We start from the raw sequence: 13,693 nt of genomic DNA, 5'->3' as shown, positions 1-13,693 counted from the left end.
GAGCGGCCGAAGGTTCTTGCGCCGCTCAACCCGCCGCAGGTCGCAGCCGCTGACGCACCGTCTCCAGCGACCAGCGCCGGCACGGCGACAAGGCGGTCACCTGCTGCCGGAGAGTTTCTAGCCGGCTCGCCGCTTGCTGACGCCGATCTGCCAGGCGGGGCGCACTCAGCGCCGCCGCCAGTGACGGCGCTTCCTCGGTCCTACTGCATAGCAGAATTCCGTCACAGCCAGCCTCTACCGTCTGGACAGCCAGGGACGGCAGGTCGCCCCAGCGGTCGAGGGCCTTCATCTCGAGGTCGTCGCTGAGGGCGACGCCGTTGTAGCCCATGCGATCCCGCAGGAGATCCGTGCAGATGGCCTTCGACAAGGTGGCCGGGAGGCCCGAGGGGTCGAGGCCGGGGTAGGCGGCGTGGGCGACCATCACCGGGGCCCCGGTGTCTGCCAGAGCCAGGAAGGGGGCGAAGTCGCGCTCCCCTTCTCCACCCTCGATGGAGGCACCCTCGAAGTGGGTGTCGGCGGAGGCCATTCCGAGGCCCGGAAAGTGCTTCAAGCAGCCCTCGACTCCGGAGGAGCGCAATCCCCGCAGAAAAGCTCCGGCGCGGGCGATGACCGCGCGCGGCGTGGAGCCAAAGTAGCGGTCGTCGAGGGCATTCGCCGTCTGGCCGTGATCCAGGTCCACCACCGGCGCGAAGTCGAGGCCGATACCGAAGTGCGCCAGCGCCGCCCCCACCCAGCGGCCGGCCTGCTCGGAGCGCCGCGGCGGCTCCTCGGCCAATCGCGAGGCGGCCGGCGCCGGTCCGACGAGGGACGCCAGGCGATCCACCCGCCCGCCTTCGGCGTCGATGGACAGAACGACCTCCGGCAGCAGGTCCTTCAGCTCGGCGGTGAGCGCCAGGGTTTGCTCGATGTCCACCAGATTGCGGCCGAAGAGGATGAGGCCGAAGGGTTGGACCTCGCGCAGGATTTCGCCTTCCTCCATCGTCAGGCGCGGGCCGCTCAACCCCAACACCAGAAGTTCGCCGCCGGGCCATCGCCGGCCGCTCATCCGCTCACCCGGGTCTTCAAGCTGTGCAGCAGATTGAGGGCCGCCAGCGGCGTGAGCTGGTCGATGTCGGTGTCGCGCAGCACCCCGGCGATGACCTGTTCCGGCGGCACGAAGAGTTCCATCTGATCCGTCGGCTCGGCGCCTTCGGGCAGGGTGCCGCGGGCCAGGCGCGGGGTGCCGGAGGGGTCGTACTCGTGTGACTCGAGATTCGCCAGCACCTCGCCGGCTCGCTCCACCACCGAGTCCGGCAGACCCGCTAGACGGGCGACGTGCAGGCCATAGCTTTTGTCGGCGCTGCCGGCGATCACGCGCCGCAGGAAGACGATGCGATCCCCCCATTCCTTGACCGCCAGAGTGCGGTTGACCACCCCCGGCAGCAGCGAGGCCAGCTCGGTGAGCTCATGGTAGTGGGTGGCGAAGAGGGTCTTCGGGCGCTCCACCTCGTGCAGGTACTCGACGATCGCCCAGGCGAGGGACAGGCCGTCGAAGGTGGCCGTGCCGCGCCCGACCTCGTCGAGGATCACCAGGCTCTCGGAGGTCGCGTGGCGCAGGATGTTCGCCGTCTCGATCATTTCCACCATGAAGGTCGACTCGCCCCGGGCGAGGTCGTCGCTCGCTCCGACGCGGGTGAAGATGCGGTCCACCACCGCCAGGGAAGCCTCCGCCGCCGGTACGAAACTGCCCGCCTGGGCCATCAGGGAGATGAGCGCCACCTGCCGCAGGTAGGTGGACTTGCCGCCCATGTTCGGGCCGGTCAGCAGCACGATGCGCGCTTCGTCCGCGTCCAGATCGACGTCGTTCGGCACGAAGTCTTCGTGACTCGTGCGCTCGACTACCGGGTGTCGCCCGTCGCGCACGGCGATCGGTTCGCCGGCCACGGCCATCGTCGGTTCGACATAGCCGTGGCGCTCGGCGCCCTCGGCGAAGGCCGCCAAGGTGTCGAGGGTGCCGAGGGCACCGGCGAGGGCGGTGAGTGGCGCGCCGGCCTCCACCACCGCCTGGCGCAGGGCGCTGAAGTGCTTCTCCTCGATCGCCACCTGGCGTTCCTCGGCGGAGAGGATCTGCTCCTCCAGCTCTTTGACCTCCGGGGTGATGTAGCGCTCGGCATTGGCCAGGGTTTGCTTGCGGATGTAGTGGTCCGGCACCAGGTCCTGATTCGCCTTGGTCACCTCCAGGTAATAGCCGAACACCCGGTTGTAACGGATCTTGAGGGAGTTGATGCCCGTCGCCTCGCGTTCGCGGGCTTCCAGCGCCAGGATGTGTTGCTTGCTGTCGCGGGCCAGGGAGCGCACCTGATCGAGTTCTTCATCGAGGCCGGAGGCGATCACCCCGCCGTCCTTGAGCGAGATGGCCGGCTCCTCCTCTAGGCTCCTTTCCAGGCGTTCAGCCAGCTCACCGCAGGGATCCGCCTGCGACAGTTCCACCAGCAGATCGCTGTCGGCATCGGCGAGGGCCGACAAAAGCCCCGGCGCCACCCGTAGGCTGTCGCGCAGGGCCGCCGCCTCGCGTGGCGTCAAGGAGCCGAGGACGGCGCGGGCCAGCAGCCGCTCGGGATCGCTCACCGAGGCGAGTGCCTCCCGCGCCCGTTCGCGCAGGGCGGGATCTTCGATCAGCGCCCGCACCGCCCGATGGCGCCGGGCGATAGCTTGCCGATCGCGCAGCGGCCGGCGCAACCAATCGCGCAGAGTGCGGCCGCCGGGAGCGGTGACGGAACGGTCTAGGACACTCAACAGGGTGCCCTTTCGGCCGCCTTCCCGCAAACTGCGAAAGATCTCCAGATTGGCGACGGTGGTGGCGTCGAGAATAGCGCGGTCGCGACCGCGTCGTACCGCAAGAGATCGCACGTGGGAGAGGTCGCTGCGCTGGGTCTCTCGGCCGTAGGCCAGCGCCGCGGCGGCGGCGCGGGCCGCCGGTTCGCCGTCCTCCAAACCGAAGCCCCGCAGGGTCGCCACGTCGAAGTGATCGATCAGAAGCTGCGACGCCTTGCCGCGGTCAAACCAACGGTCGCCATCCAGGGGGGTGCGGCAGGGCACTCGCGCCTCGGCCCAGCGCAGCAGTTCGTTCGGGATCTCTTCCTCGTCGAAGAGGATCTCCCGCGGCCGCACCAGCTCCAGATCTTCCCGGGCGTCGTCCGGGCCGCTCCAGCGCCGGGCGTAGAAGCGGCCCGTCGACACGTCGAGGTAGGCCGCTGCACCACTGTCGCTCGAATCGTCCCAAGTGAGGGCCGCCAGCAGGTTGTCTTCCTTGCCTTCGAGCAGCGCCGGCTCGCTGACAGTGCCGGGGGTAACCACCCGGGTGACCTCTCGCTTGACCAGTCCTTTGGCTTCCTTCGGGTCCTCCACCTGATCGCACACAGCCACCCGCAGTCCGGCTTCCAGCAGCTTGCCGATGTAGGACTCGAGGGCGTGGTGGGGAACGCCGCACATCGGTGTTTCCGAAGGAGTGCCCTTTTGGCGGGCGGTGAGCTGCACTTCGAGGATCGGCGCGGCGCGCTCCGCGTCCTCGAAGAAAATCTCGTAGAAGTCGCCCATGCGGTACACCAGGATAGCGTCCGGGTGCTCGGCCTTGACCTCCAGGTAGTGACGCAGCATGGGCGTCAGCTTGCGCTGGGCATTCTTCGACATGGCGGCAAAGTATACTCGCGACGCCGGCCCGAACTCGCGTCGGCGCAGGCCGTTCTCGATCCATGACAGACCTTCCTGATTCGCAGCACCGCCAGCGCCCCCTACCCACCGCGGGAAGAATGGACGACGCCCTCCTCTTGGTGCTCGACACCGCCTCGCCGACGGTGAGCGTGGCCCTCGGCACCGGCGCGAAGATTCTCGCCCGGCGCCGCGAAGGGCTTCGGCAGTCGTCCCTGCGGCTATTGCCGATGATCGAGGAATGCCTGCGCGAGGCAAACCTCGGGCTGGACGACCTGACCGGGCTCATCGCCCTCTCCGGACCGGGCAGCTTCACCGGCCTGCGGGTGGGGATGGCGACGGCGATGGGCCTCTACCAGGGCCGCGGCCTGGCGGTCGCCACCTTGCCGACCTTCCACGCCCTCGCCGAAGGAGCAAGGAGAGAATACGCAGCGGACCGGGCTACCGTGTTCGCGCTGGTGGACGTGCTGCGCGGCGACTGGGCGGTGCGGGAGTTTCCCGCCGGAAACCCCCTCGGTGAGGAGGCCGAGCGCATCTCCCAGGAAGCGCTGCTCCGGCGGGTGACCGAGACACGGCAAACCTCCGGCGCGGAACCCATCCTGCGAGGCTTCGGGGTGGGCCGTCTCGCCGCAGTGGGCTTTGCCGCCGACGCTCTCCAAGAGCCCGAAACCCTCGCCGCCGACGCTCTCCGCCACTTCGCCCACCACCCGCGCCCCTGGGATCCCGGCGGCCTGACCCAGCCACTCTACTTCCGTCCGCCGGCGGCCACCCCGCCGGGACCGCCGAAGCGCCTGCTCGACCAACGGACCCACAAGGGCGCCGCGACCGGGAATCGCCGACAATGACCGCGCCGCTCTACCAGACTTCCCCGGCCCGGCTGCGCATCGTTCCCGCCGAGGTGCGCCACGGCTCCGTGCTGGCCGAGCTGGAGGCCGCCTGCTTCCCCAATCCGTGGTCCGAATCGGTTCTCGCCGGCCAGCTCACCTGTCCCGGCTCGCTGTCTCTGGTGGCGCATCAGGTTCCCGACGCGGTCGGCTATGCGCTGCTGCGCACCGCCGCCGACGAAGGGGAGCTTCTGCGCATCGGCGTGCTACCCGAGCACCGCAGCCGAGGCATTGCCGATGAGCTGCTGCGGGAGGGGCTGCGGCGGCTGCGCAAGCTCGGCGCCAGGCTTTGCCATCTGGAGGTGCGGGAAGACAATCCGGCGGCCATCGGGCTCTACCGGCGCCACGGGTTCCGCTCCGTCGGCCAGCGCACCGGCTACTACCCGGACGGCGCGACGGCGCTGCTCTTCGCCCATCGTTTGGCGCCGCCCATGGCCGAGGGGGATCCCCAGTCGGGCGCGCCCGTTTCCTGATCGCCGAGCCGGCTGCAGCCCCGCGCAGCCCTCTGGAGCCGGTTGCCGCCACCGCCCTCCGGTGCTATCCTCACGATCCTCACGATGATGAAAATAATGTCGATCCAGGGATGCTGACCGAGACATCCCAGGGCACCGCCCTCCGCCTGTGGACTTGCCTTGCGGGCAAGGTCTACCGGCCTCCCTCCCAGGCTCACCTACCTTCCCTCGCCGCGGCACCGCAGCGCACCGGGGTGGGAGTTTGCCATTCGTGACCGCGCGGTGGTTCGCGCTTCGCTGTTTCATTGCTCTGTCGTAGCCGTCTCGCTCACCGCTTCACCGGTGGCGCGAAAATTCATATACCTATTGGACCTAGAGGAGGAAGCCATCGATGGATGACGAGTTGAAAGCGGAATTGCTGGAGACAGACCTCGACTTCCGCAATCTGTACGAGGAACACCGTCAGTGCGAGGAGCGCCTGGAAGTGCTGCAGCAGAATGCGAGCCTCTCCCTCGCCATGGAAACGGAGATCAAGCAGATCAAACTACACAAACTCGCCCTGAAGGACCGCATGTACGAGATCCTTCGCGCGCATCAGCCGGCCACCGTCGCCGCCACGGCTTGAGCGCTTGAGCCACCGCGGCCATGAACTCCCCGCGCCGACACAAGATCGGCATGTACCTGTTGCCGAGCGCCTTCACCATCGGCAATATGATGCTCGGCTTCTACGCCATGATCCTAGGATTTCGCGGGGTGACCGGCGGAGCCCCGGAGGAGTTTCGTAAAGCGGCGCTGATGATCTTCGCCGCGGGCATCCTCGACACCCTCGACGGACGCATCGCCCGTCTGACCGGGACGGACAGCGAGTTCGGCAAGGAATACGACTCCCTGGCCGATGTGCTGACCTTCGGGGTTGCCCCGGCGCTCCTCGTCTACTTCTGGGGGCTACGCGATTTCGGCCGTGCCGGCTGGCTGATTCCGCTGTTCTTCGTCGTCTGCGCCGCCACCCGCCTGGCGCGCTTCAACGTCCAGACCAAAGTGGTAGACAGCCGGTTCTTCGTCGGCCTGCCGGTGCCCGCCGCCGCCGGCACCCTCTGCTCGGTGCTTTTCCTCGCGCCGCAGCCGGAATGGCGCCCCTACCTGAGCCTAGTGCATGCCATCGGCCTGGTGCTGGTGGGCAGCCTGATGGTCTCTACCTTCCGCTACCCCAGCTTCAAACGGGTCGATCTGCGCAAGGGCCGCAGCTATCGGACGGTACTGCCGCTGGCGGCGGTGATTCTGGTGGCCGCCATCGAGCCCTATGCCTTCTTCCTCGCGGCGGCGATTTCCTATACCCTCGCGGGACCCCTCGGATGGCTGGTGGGACGTTTCCGCCCCCGTCCCGTTGGGGCTCCTGAACTCAAAGAACCCGCTTCCGACTGACGCACCAAGCCTTTCCATGACCACCATCGCGCTGATCGACCCCGTCTCCCTGATCGGCGAGGAGCTGCGGGACCAACTCGGCCGGCGACCCGACCTGTGGCAGGATCTCGTGCTCGTCAGCCGCTTGGAAGAACAGATCGGCACCCTGACCAGCATCGACGGCGCCGCGGCGATGGTGAAACAGGCGGATCCGGAATCCCTCAACGGGGCGGACATCGCCGTCTTTTGCGGCTCCATGGAAGGCAACGAAGAGCTCTTCGCGCGGCTGCCGGCGTCGGCCACCCGACTGCTCTTCGGCAACGCCCATGGCTTCGAAGCCACCGCCGTCGTCGCCGGAGTCAACGAGCTGGAGATGGGCCACGGCGAGACCCTACTCACCCCTCATCCGTCCGGGGTATTGCTCAGTCATCTGCTCCATCCGCTGCGAGACTTCGGGATCGAGCAGGCCGTGGCGACGCTGATCGAACCGGCCTCCTTCTACAACAAGGCGGGCCTCGACGAGCTTTACGCCCAGGCGCGCAACCTGGTGGCGCTGGTGGATCAGCAGCCGTCCGAGATTTTCGGTCGGCAGCTCGCCTTCAACCTCTACCCGTCGCACCAGCCGGCCGACGGGTTGGTGTCGCAGGTGGCCGCGGTGGTCGGCTCAAAGGTCGAGTTCCGGCGCCTCCAGGGTTCGGTGTTTCACGGCATCTCGGCCGCTCTGACCCTGCGCTTCCGGCAGGACATCCACCCCGACGAAGCCCGGGAGGCTCTCGCCGCTCACCCATGGTGCGTGATGCACGAGGATCCCGAGACCCTAGGTCCGATCGACGCGGCGCAGAGCGACCTGGTGCTGATCGGCCCGGTCGACCCCGGCCTCGACCATCGGACACTGTCGATCTGGGCGGTGATGGACAACCTCACCCGCGGCGGCGCCTCCAACGCCCTGCGCATCCTCGACGTTCTGGCCGGCACCGAGAGCGTGTCGTGATCACCGCCTTCGTACTGCTCAACGTCGCCCGCGACCGGGTCAATGACGTCGCGCGGCAGATGGCCGACCTCGACGGCGTCGGCGAGGTGCATTCCGTCGCCGGCCGCTGGGACCTGATCGCCATCCTGAGGGTGCCGGACAACAACCACCTGGCGGAATTGGTGACGACCCACATCCGTTCGCTGGACGGCATCACCCACTCGGAGACCCTCACCGGATTCCGGGTGATCTCGAAGCACGACCTCGAACGGATGTTCGCCATGGCCTCGAAGCCGATCGAAGACGACGCTCCCCCCTGCTGATCCCTCCCGGCCCTCTCGACCGGCCACCCCCTCGGCGATGACCACCCCTTCGCCCTCCACTAACACGGCCGACTGGCTGTTCTTTGGTCTGCTCGGCGCCCTGCTGTTGTGGGGATCTGCCTTCATCCACCGATCGTCCTTTGAGGTGGAGGGCGAGCGGGTGTACGCGTTGTTCGACGACGCGATGATCTCGATGACCTACGCCCGCAACGCCGTCGAGGGCCATGGCCTGAACTGGGCGCGGGAGGGCGAACCGGTGGAGGGCTTCACCACTCCCCTGTGGACGGCGGTGATGGCGCTGGTGAACGCCTTGCCGGTGCCCCTCGAGAGACGCTCCCTCGGCATCCAGGCACTCGTCTTGCTGCTGCTCGCGGCCCACCTGGCGCTGCTCCGCCGGCTGGCGGTTCGTTTCTTTTCGGAGGGTGTGCCGCCGGTGCTGGTGTGGTTCCCGGCGCTGCTGCTGACCGCCGGCTACTACCCCCTTGCCTACTGGTCGCTGATGGGCATGGAGACGGCGCTTCAAGCACTATGGACCACCGCCGCGGTCTACTGGACGCTCGTCATCCGGGAAGGCACCTCGGCCGCGGGCCGCGGCGGCTGGCGTCTCGGCGCGATCCTCGCTCTCGCATACCTCACCCGCATGGACATGGCCCTCCTCGCCGGGGCCTGCCTCGGCTGGCTGGCGCTCACCGGCCGGAGCCGCTCCGAGCACCGATGGCGCGCGGTTGCCGTCGCCGCGGTCCTGCCCGTCGCTGCCGCTCTGGGCTACCAGGTCTTCCGGCTGGCGGTGTTCGATGCTCCGCTACCCAACACCTACGACCTCAAGTTGACCGGTATCCCCCTCGACATCCGCCTGCCGCGCGGCGGCTGGAGCCTGCTCGCCTTCGCCCGAGAGCACCTGTACTTCCTGCTGTTGTTCGCCCTGGCGATCGTGCCCCGATTGCGCCGCCAGCGCCACTGGCTGCTGCCTGCCCTGATCGTCCTCCTCTACAGCGCCTACTCCGTATGGGTCGGAGGCGACGCCTGGGAAGTGACCGCCGGGGTGCACTGCAATCGCTTCATGGTCTTCACCATGCCGCTGCTGTTCCTCCTCGCGAGCAGCGTGGTGGGTGAGGTCTTCGCCGGTTGGATCCGCCGCTGCCCTTCCCGGCGCAGGAGGCTCTGGACCGCCGAGGCCCTGCTGGCAGTGGCGATCCTCGCCTCGGCGAATGGCCTCTTGCCGAACCGGTCCGCCGAGGTGCTGAAAGAAAACTGGGCGGCCGTCACCCTGACCGACAAACCGCTGATGGTGACCGGCCACGAGATCGTCTATCGGCGCCTCCGGCAGCTCGAATCGCACCTCGCGCCTCCGGCCCGCGTGGCGACCTTCTGGGCCGGCATCCCGGCCTACTTCTCGGACTACCGAATGGTGGACATGCTCGGCTATTCGGACCGCCACATCGCCCGGCTGGAGCCCGCCGAGGCCCTGCGCCGGGCAGGCTACCGGGCCTACCGCCCGGGCCACGTCAAGGGCGACTATCGGTATGTTTTCCTCGAGCGTCGGCCGGACGCATTTCTCCAGGCCTGGGGCATGCAGCCGGAGCGCCTGAAGCGGGTGATGCGAGCGCGTGGATTCCGCCTCGTCGACGGTTTCTGGATGCGTCCGAAATCACCCTTTCGGCGGCCGGCGTCGCCGGAAGGAAAAGACGACTAATCTTCCTCGCCTTCGGTGACCAGAGGATTGCGCGCCAGGTAGTCCTCGACGTGAAGCAGGCCGTCGGCGCCGGCCCGGCGGACCACCTGCAGCAAATCCCCCATCACCGACACCTCTTCGAGCTGCTCATTGACGAACCAGTCGAGGAAGCGCTGGGCAATGTAGTTCTTGTCCTGCTCGGCGATCTCCACCAGTTCGTAGATCTGGCGGGTGACTTCTTCTTCCCAGTCGAGGCTTTTGCGGACGGCCGTTTCGGCGCTGTCGAATGCGCTGGAGGAGGCCGGGATCTGTGGGATCCGGACCTGGCCGCCGACATCGACCAGGAACTTCACGAAGCGCATGGCGTGTTCCCGCTCCTCCTCGGACTGGCGGTAGAAGAAGGCGGCGAGCTGCGGCAGCGCCTGGTCATCGAAGTACGTGGCAATGCAGATGTACTGCATGGAAGCCCCCATTTCGCGACCGACCTGGGCGTTGAGGGCATCGATCAGGGATTCGCTGGCGAGCATGGAAATCTCCTTCGAGGGATCGAATTCATCGGAGGTGAGAAGGCTCGGCGAGGGAAGCTTTCGGGCCGTCTCGGTGTTCTATACTGGTGCCCGTCGGCCGCCCCGCCGACAGCCTAACGCAACTCACGGGCCTCCCCCCTTTTGCCGGCCTACTTATTCTAGTCAAGGGAGCATTGATTCTCCATGTCGAACTCCGACGCGCAAGCGACTGATTACTATCCGGTCCTCATCATCGGTTCCGGACCGGCCGGCTTCACGGCCGCTCTCTACACCGCTCGGGCCAACCTCACGCCTTTGGTGCTCGAAGGCAATCAGCCCGGTGGCCAGCTCACCATCACTACCGACGTCGAAAACTTTCCGGGCTTTCCGGAGGGCATTCTCGGCCCGCAGTTGATGGACGACATGCGCAAGCAGGTGCAGCGCTTTGGTGCCCAGGTGAAGTTCGAGGCGGCGATGGAGGTGGACCTCTCGAAGCGACCCTTTACGGTGAAGACGGACGCCAACGAAACCTACACCGCCGGCTCGGTGATCATCGCCACCGGCGCCACCGCCAAGCTCCTCGGCCTGCCGTCCGAGAGTCACCTGATGGGCTACGGCGTGTCCGCCTGCGCCACCTGCGATGGCTTCTTCTTCAAGGAGAAGGAAGTGGTGATCGTCGGCGGCGGCGACAGCGCCCTGGAGGAGGCGATCTTTCTCACCAAGTATGCCCCCAAGGTGACGGTGATCCACCGCCGCGGCGAGCTGCGGGCCTCAAAAATCATGCAGGATCGCGCCATGGCGAACGACAAGATCGAGTTCCTCTGGCACCACCAGGTGGTGGACGTGTTGGGCAGCCGTGAGGACGGGGTCCACGGCGTGCGGGTGCGCGACGTGCGCTCCGGCGAGGAGCGGGACTTCCCAACCCAGGGCATGTTCGTGGCCATCGGCCACAAGCCCAACACGGAACTCTTCGAGAGCGTATTGACCCGCGATCCGGTGGGCTACCTCCAGGTGCAAGAGCCCACCACCTACACGGACGTCCCGGGGGTTTTCGCCTGCGGCGATGCCGTCGACCCGACCTACCGCCAGGCGGTCACCGCCGCCGGCAGCGGCTGCAAGGCGGCGATCGACGCTGAGCGCTGGCTCGAGGCGCAGGATTGATGGCCCCGGGGAATCGACCCACCACCCTCGGCGCCCTGCGCGAAACCGGCTACCGACCTCGCTCCGTCAAGGCCGAAATGCGCGCCAATCTGCGCCGCAAGATCGCCGCCGGCGAAGCCCTCTTCCGCGGCATTCTGGGCTACGACCGCACCGTGATTCCCGGCGTGGTCAACGCCCTGCTAGCGGGCCATGACTTCATCCTCCTGGGCCTGCGCGGCCAGGCCAAGACCAAACTCCTGCGGGCCCTGCCCTCGCTCCTCGACGAAGCGGTTCCGGTGCTCACCGGCAGCGAACTGCGCGAGGATCCTCTGGCGCCGATCTCCACCTGGGGCCGCGATCTCGTCGCCGAGGCCGGCGACGAGGCGCCGGTGGAGTGGATCGAGCGCGGCGAGCGCTACCACGAGAAGCTCGCCACACCGGACGTCTCCATCGCCGATCTCTTGGGCGACATCGACCCGATCAAGGCGGCCACCAAGAAGCTCACCTTCGCCGATCCGGACGTGATCCACTTCGGCTTGGTGCCGCGCTCGAACCGCGGCGTGTTCGCGATCAATGAGCTGCCGGACTTGGCGCCGCGCATCCAGGTGGGTCTGTTCAACATCCTCGAAGAGCGCGACCTGCAGATCCGCGGCTTCCCAGTGCGCATTCCCTTGGACCTGCTGATGGTGTTCTCCGCCAACCCGGAGGACTACACCAACCGAGGCAGCATCATCACCCCGCTGAAAGACCGCATCGCATCGCAGATCCTCACCCACTACCCGCCGGACGTAGACACGGCGATGCAGATCACCGATGCCGAGGCCTGGACCGAGCGGCCGACGGAGGGAAGAGACGAAGCGGCCTACGTCATCCCGCCCCTCGCCCGGCGGCTGATCGAAGAGATTTCCATCGCTGCGCGGGACAGCGACCTGGTGGACCAGGCCTCCGGGGTGAGCGCGCGGGTCGCCATCTCCGCCCTGGAGCTGCTGGCCTCGAACCTTGAACGGCGGGCACTGGCCACCGGCGACCAGCCGGTGTACCCGCGGGTGTGCGACTTCCACATGCTGCTGCCGGCGATCACCGGCAAGGTGGAGATGGTCTACGAGGGTGAACAGCAGGGGGCCGAAGTGGTGGCCCGCAAGCTGGTCGGCCAGGCGGTGAAGGTCGTGTTTACGGATCTCTTCCCGGAGGTTGGCAAGGAGGTCGGCAGCGGCGGCGAGGAGGACGACGGTCCCTACGGCGAGATCGTCCGTTGGTTCGCCGACGGCGGCCAGGTGGATCTCTCGGACGAGATGCCCTTCGCCAACTACGAAGGCGAGCTGTTCCAGGTGCCGAGGCTCGAGGAGCTGGTGGAGGCCATCGAAGGAACCGAAGCCAAGGCCTTTGCCGGCGAGATGATCCTCGAAGGTCTGCACCAGCACCTCAAGCTGGCGCGGGAAGACCTCGACAGCCAGGTGCGGTACAAGGAGATGATCAAGTTCCAGCTCTTGAAACCGCGCCGGCCGGCCCGCGACACGGGAGACATCAACTAGCCACTCCATGCGCCACCGCTATCGCTACCTCGATCCCAACCTGATCCGCGCCCTGCTAGCGGATCTGGACCTGCTGCGCATGTTTCAGCAGCTCGTTCTGGCCTCCGGCGGCGATGTCGAGGAGGCGATGGAATGGATGCGCTATCTACAGCAGGAAGGCTACCTGGACGAGAATGTCGACCTCGACGCCTTCTTCGACAGCCTCGAAGAGCAGGAGATGGTGGGGCGCGACGGCGAGGGCGGCCTGCAGCTCACCGCCGGCGGCGAGCGGCGCATTCGCCGCGGTGCCTTCGAGGAGATCTTTTCGGACCTGTCCCGCTCCGGCCCCGGCTACCATCCGGTGCGTTCCCCCGGCGAAGGAGTGGAACGGCTACCGGAGAGCCGGCCCTTCCAGTTCGGAGACTCACTGCACCACCTGGACGGCCCGCGCTCCCTGACCAACGCCCTGAAACGTACCCGCGGCGACCTGACCCTGGCCGAGGAAGACCTGGAGGTCTACGAGACGGAGCACCTGACCTCCTGCGCCACCATCGTGGCGATCGACATCAGCCACTCGATGATCCTCTACGGTGAGGACCGCATCACTCCGGCCAAGAAGGTCGCCCTGGCCTTGACCGAGCTGATCACCACCAAGTACCCGAAGGACCACCTCGGCGTCATCCTGTTCGGCGACCGGGCGGAACCGGTGGATCTCACCGACCTGCCGTACATCGAGGCCGGCCCGTTCCACACCAACACCCGCGAGGCCCTGCAGCTCGCCCGCGGCCTCCTCGCCCGCCAGAAGCAGGCCAACAAGCAGATCTTCCTGATCACCGACGGCAAGCCCTCGGCGATCACCGAACCGAACGGCGGCGTGTTCAAGAATCCCTTCGGCCTGGACATGCGGATCGTCAACACCACCTTGGACGAAGCGGACCAGTGCCGGCGCCAGAAGGTGGTGATCACCACCTTCATGCTGGCGACGGACCCGATGCTGACGGACTTCGTGGAAAAGCTCACTCAAATCAACCGCGGCCGCGCCTACTTCGCCTCCCCCTACAACCTGGGCGAATTCATCCTGGCGGACTACCTCCGCAACCGCCGCCGGCGACTGCGCTAGCCACCGGTTGACATCCGACCGGGGCCG

At 67.2% G+C, this 13,693-nt stretch carries 14 protein-coding genes; 11 read left to right on the top strand and 3 right to left on the bottom strand.

The window, feature by feature from the left end; genetic code table 11:
• Positions 1-25 precede the first annotated feature (25 nt).
• The gene (locus AAF481_03595) at positions 26-1,045 is read right to left on the bottom strand and encodes a glycoside hydrolase family 3 N-terminal domain-containing protein (GenBank protein ID MEM7480238.1); all 1,020 of its coding nucleotides are present in this window, start codon (positions 1,043-1,045) and stop codon (positions 26-28) included.
• The gene (gene mutS / locus AAF481_03590) at positions 1,042-3,669 is read right to left on the bottom strand and encodes a DNA mismatch repair protein MutS (GenBank protein MEM7480237.1); all 2,628 of its coding nucleotides are present in this window, start codon (positions 3,667-3,669) and stop codon (positions 1,042-1,044) included. The genes AAF481_03595 and mutS overlap by 4 nt, the downstream gene beginning before the upstream one ends.
• A 119-nt stretch (positions 3,670-3,788) precedes the next feature.
• Here mutS and tsaB point away from each other — a divergent pair, with 119 nt between their 5' ends.
• The 8 genes from tsaB to AAF481_03550 all read left to right on the top strand — a co-directional run bounded on the left by tsaB (position 3,789) and on the right by AAF481_03550 (position 9,410).
• Positions 3,789-4,532 (top strand): tRNA (adenosine(37)-N6)-threonylcarbamoyltransferase complex dimerization subunit type 1 TsaB, encoded by a 744-nt coding sequence (gene tsaB, locus AAF481_03585; GenBank protein MEM7480236.1) that lies wholly within the window; start codon positions 3,789-3,791, stop codon positions 4,530-4,532.
• Positions 4,529-5,044, top strand: a complete 516-nt coding sequence (gene rimI / locus AAF481_03580; GenBank protein MEM7480235.1) for a ribosomal protein S18-alanine N-acetyltransferase — start codon at positions 4,529-4,531, stop codon at positions 5,042-5,044. The genes tsaB and rimI overlap by 4 nt, the downstream gene beginning before the upstream one ends.
• 110 nt (positions 5,045-5,154) lie before the next feature.
• Positions 5,155-5,298 (top strand): hypothetical protein, encoded by a 144-nt coding sequence (locus AAF481_03575; GenBank protein ID MEM7480234.1) that lies wholly within the window; start codon positions 5,155-5,157, stop codon positions 5,296-5,298.
• A 116-nt stretch (positions 5,299-5,414) separates the two neighbouring features.
• Positions 5,415-5,648, top strand: coding sequence for a DUF465 domain-containing protein (locus AAF481_03570; protein ID MEM7480233.1), 234 nt, complete (start codon positions 5,415-5,417; stop codon positions 5,646-5,648).
• 20 nt (positions 5,649-5,668) lie between these two features.
• Positions 5,669-6,445 (top strand): CDP-diacylglycerol--serine O-phosphatidyltransferase, encoded by a 777-nt coding sequence (pssA, locus tag AAF481_03565; protein ID MEM7480232.1) that lies wholly within the window; start codon positions 5,669-5,671, stop codon positions 6,443-6,445.
• 16 nt (positions 6,446-6,461) lie between these two features.
• Positions 6,462-7,415 (top strand): Asd/ArgC dimerization domain-containing protein, encoded by a 954-nt coding sequence (locus AAF481_03560; GenBank protein MEM7480231.1) that lies wholly within the window; start codon positions 6,462-6,464, stop codon positions 7,413-7,415.
• Entirely contained in the window at positions 7,412-7,717 is a 306-nt protein-coding gene (locus AAF481_03555; GenBank protein ID MEM7480230.1) for an Lrp/AsnC ligand binding domain-containing protein, read from the top strand. The genes AAF481_03560 and AAF481_03555 overlap by 4 nt, the downstream gene beginning before the upstream one ends.
• Before the next feature lie 37 nt (positions 7,718-7,754).
• Positions 7,755-9,410 carry a hypothetical protein gene (locus tag AAF481_03550; GenBank protein ID MEM7480229.1) on the top strand — a complete coding sequence of 552 codons (1,656 nt, stop codon included), beginning with the start codon at positions 7,755-7,757 and terminating at the stop codon, positions 9,408-9,410.
• On the opposite strand, the gene AAF481_03545 is transcribed toward AAF481_03550, so the two are convergent.
• The gene (locus AAF481_03545; protein ID MEM7480228.1) at positions 9,407-9,916 is read right to left on the bottom strand and encodes a ferritin; all 510 of its coding nucleotides are present in this window, start codon (positions 9,914-9,916) and stop codon (positions 9,407-9,409) included. The genes AAF481_03550 and AAF481_03545 overlap by 4 nt on opposite strands.
• Before the next feature lie 183 nt (positions 9,917-10,099).
• Here AAF481_03545 and trxB point away from each other — a divergent pair, with 183 nt between their 5' ends.
• The 3 genes from trxB to AAF481_03530 are packed head-to-tail and all read left to right on the top strand — an operon-like array spanning position 10,100 to position 13,666.
• On the top strand, positions 10,100-11,056 hold the full coding sequence (gene trxB / locus AAF481_03540; protein MEM7480227.1) for a thioredoxin-disulfide reductase: 957 nt from the start codon (positions 10,100-10,102) through the stop codon (positions 11,054-11,056).
• The gene (locus AAF481_03535; protein MEM7480226.1) at positions 11,056-12,567 is read left to right on the top strand and encodes a magnesium chelatase; all 1,512 of its coding nucleotides are present in this window, start codon (positions 11,056-11,058) and stop codon (positions 12,565-12,567) included. Before trxB ends, AAF481_03535 begins: the two co-directional genes overlap by 1 nt.
• A gap of 7 nt (positions 12,568-12,574) precedes the next feature.
• Positions 12,575-13,666, top strand: a complete 1,092-nt coding sequence (locus tag AAF481_03530) for a VWA domain-containing protein (GenBank protein ID MEM7480225.1) — start codon at positions 12,575-12,577, stop codon at positions 13,664-13,666.
• Positions 13,667-13,693: the final 27 nt, after the last annotated feature.

Source organism: Acidobacteriota bacterium (assembly GCA_039030395.1).
Classification (GTDB): domain Bacteria; phylum Acidobacteriota; class Thermoanaerobaculia; order Multivoradales; family JBCCEF01; genus JBCCEF01.
Note: the sequence above shows the minus strand (reverse complement) of the source record. Positions and strands in the feature narration are given on the sequence as shown.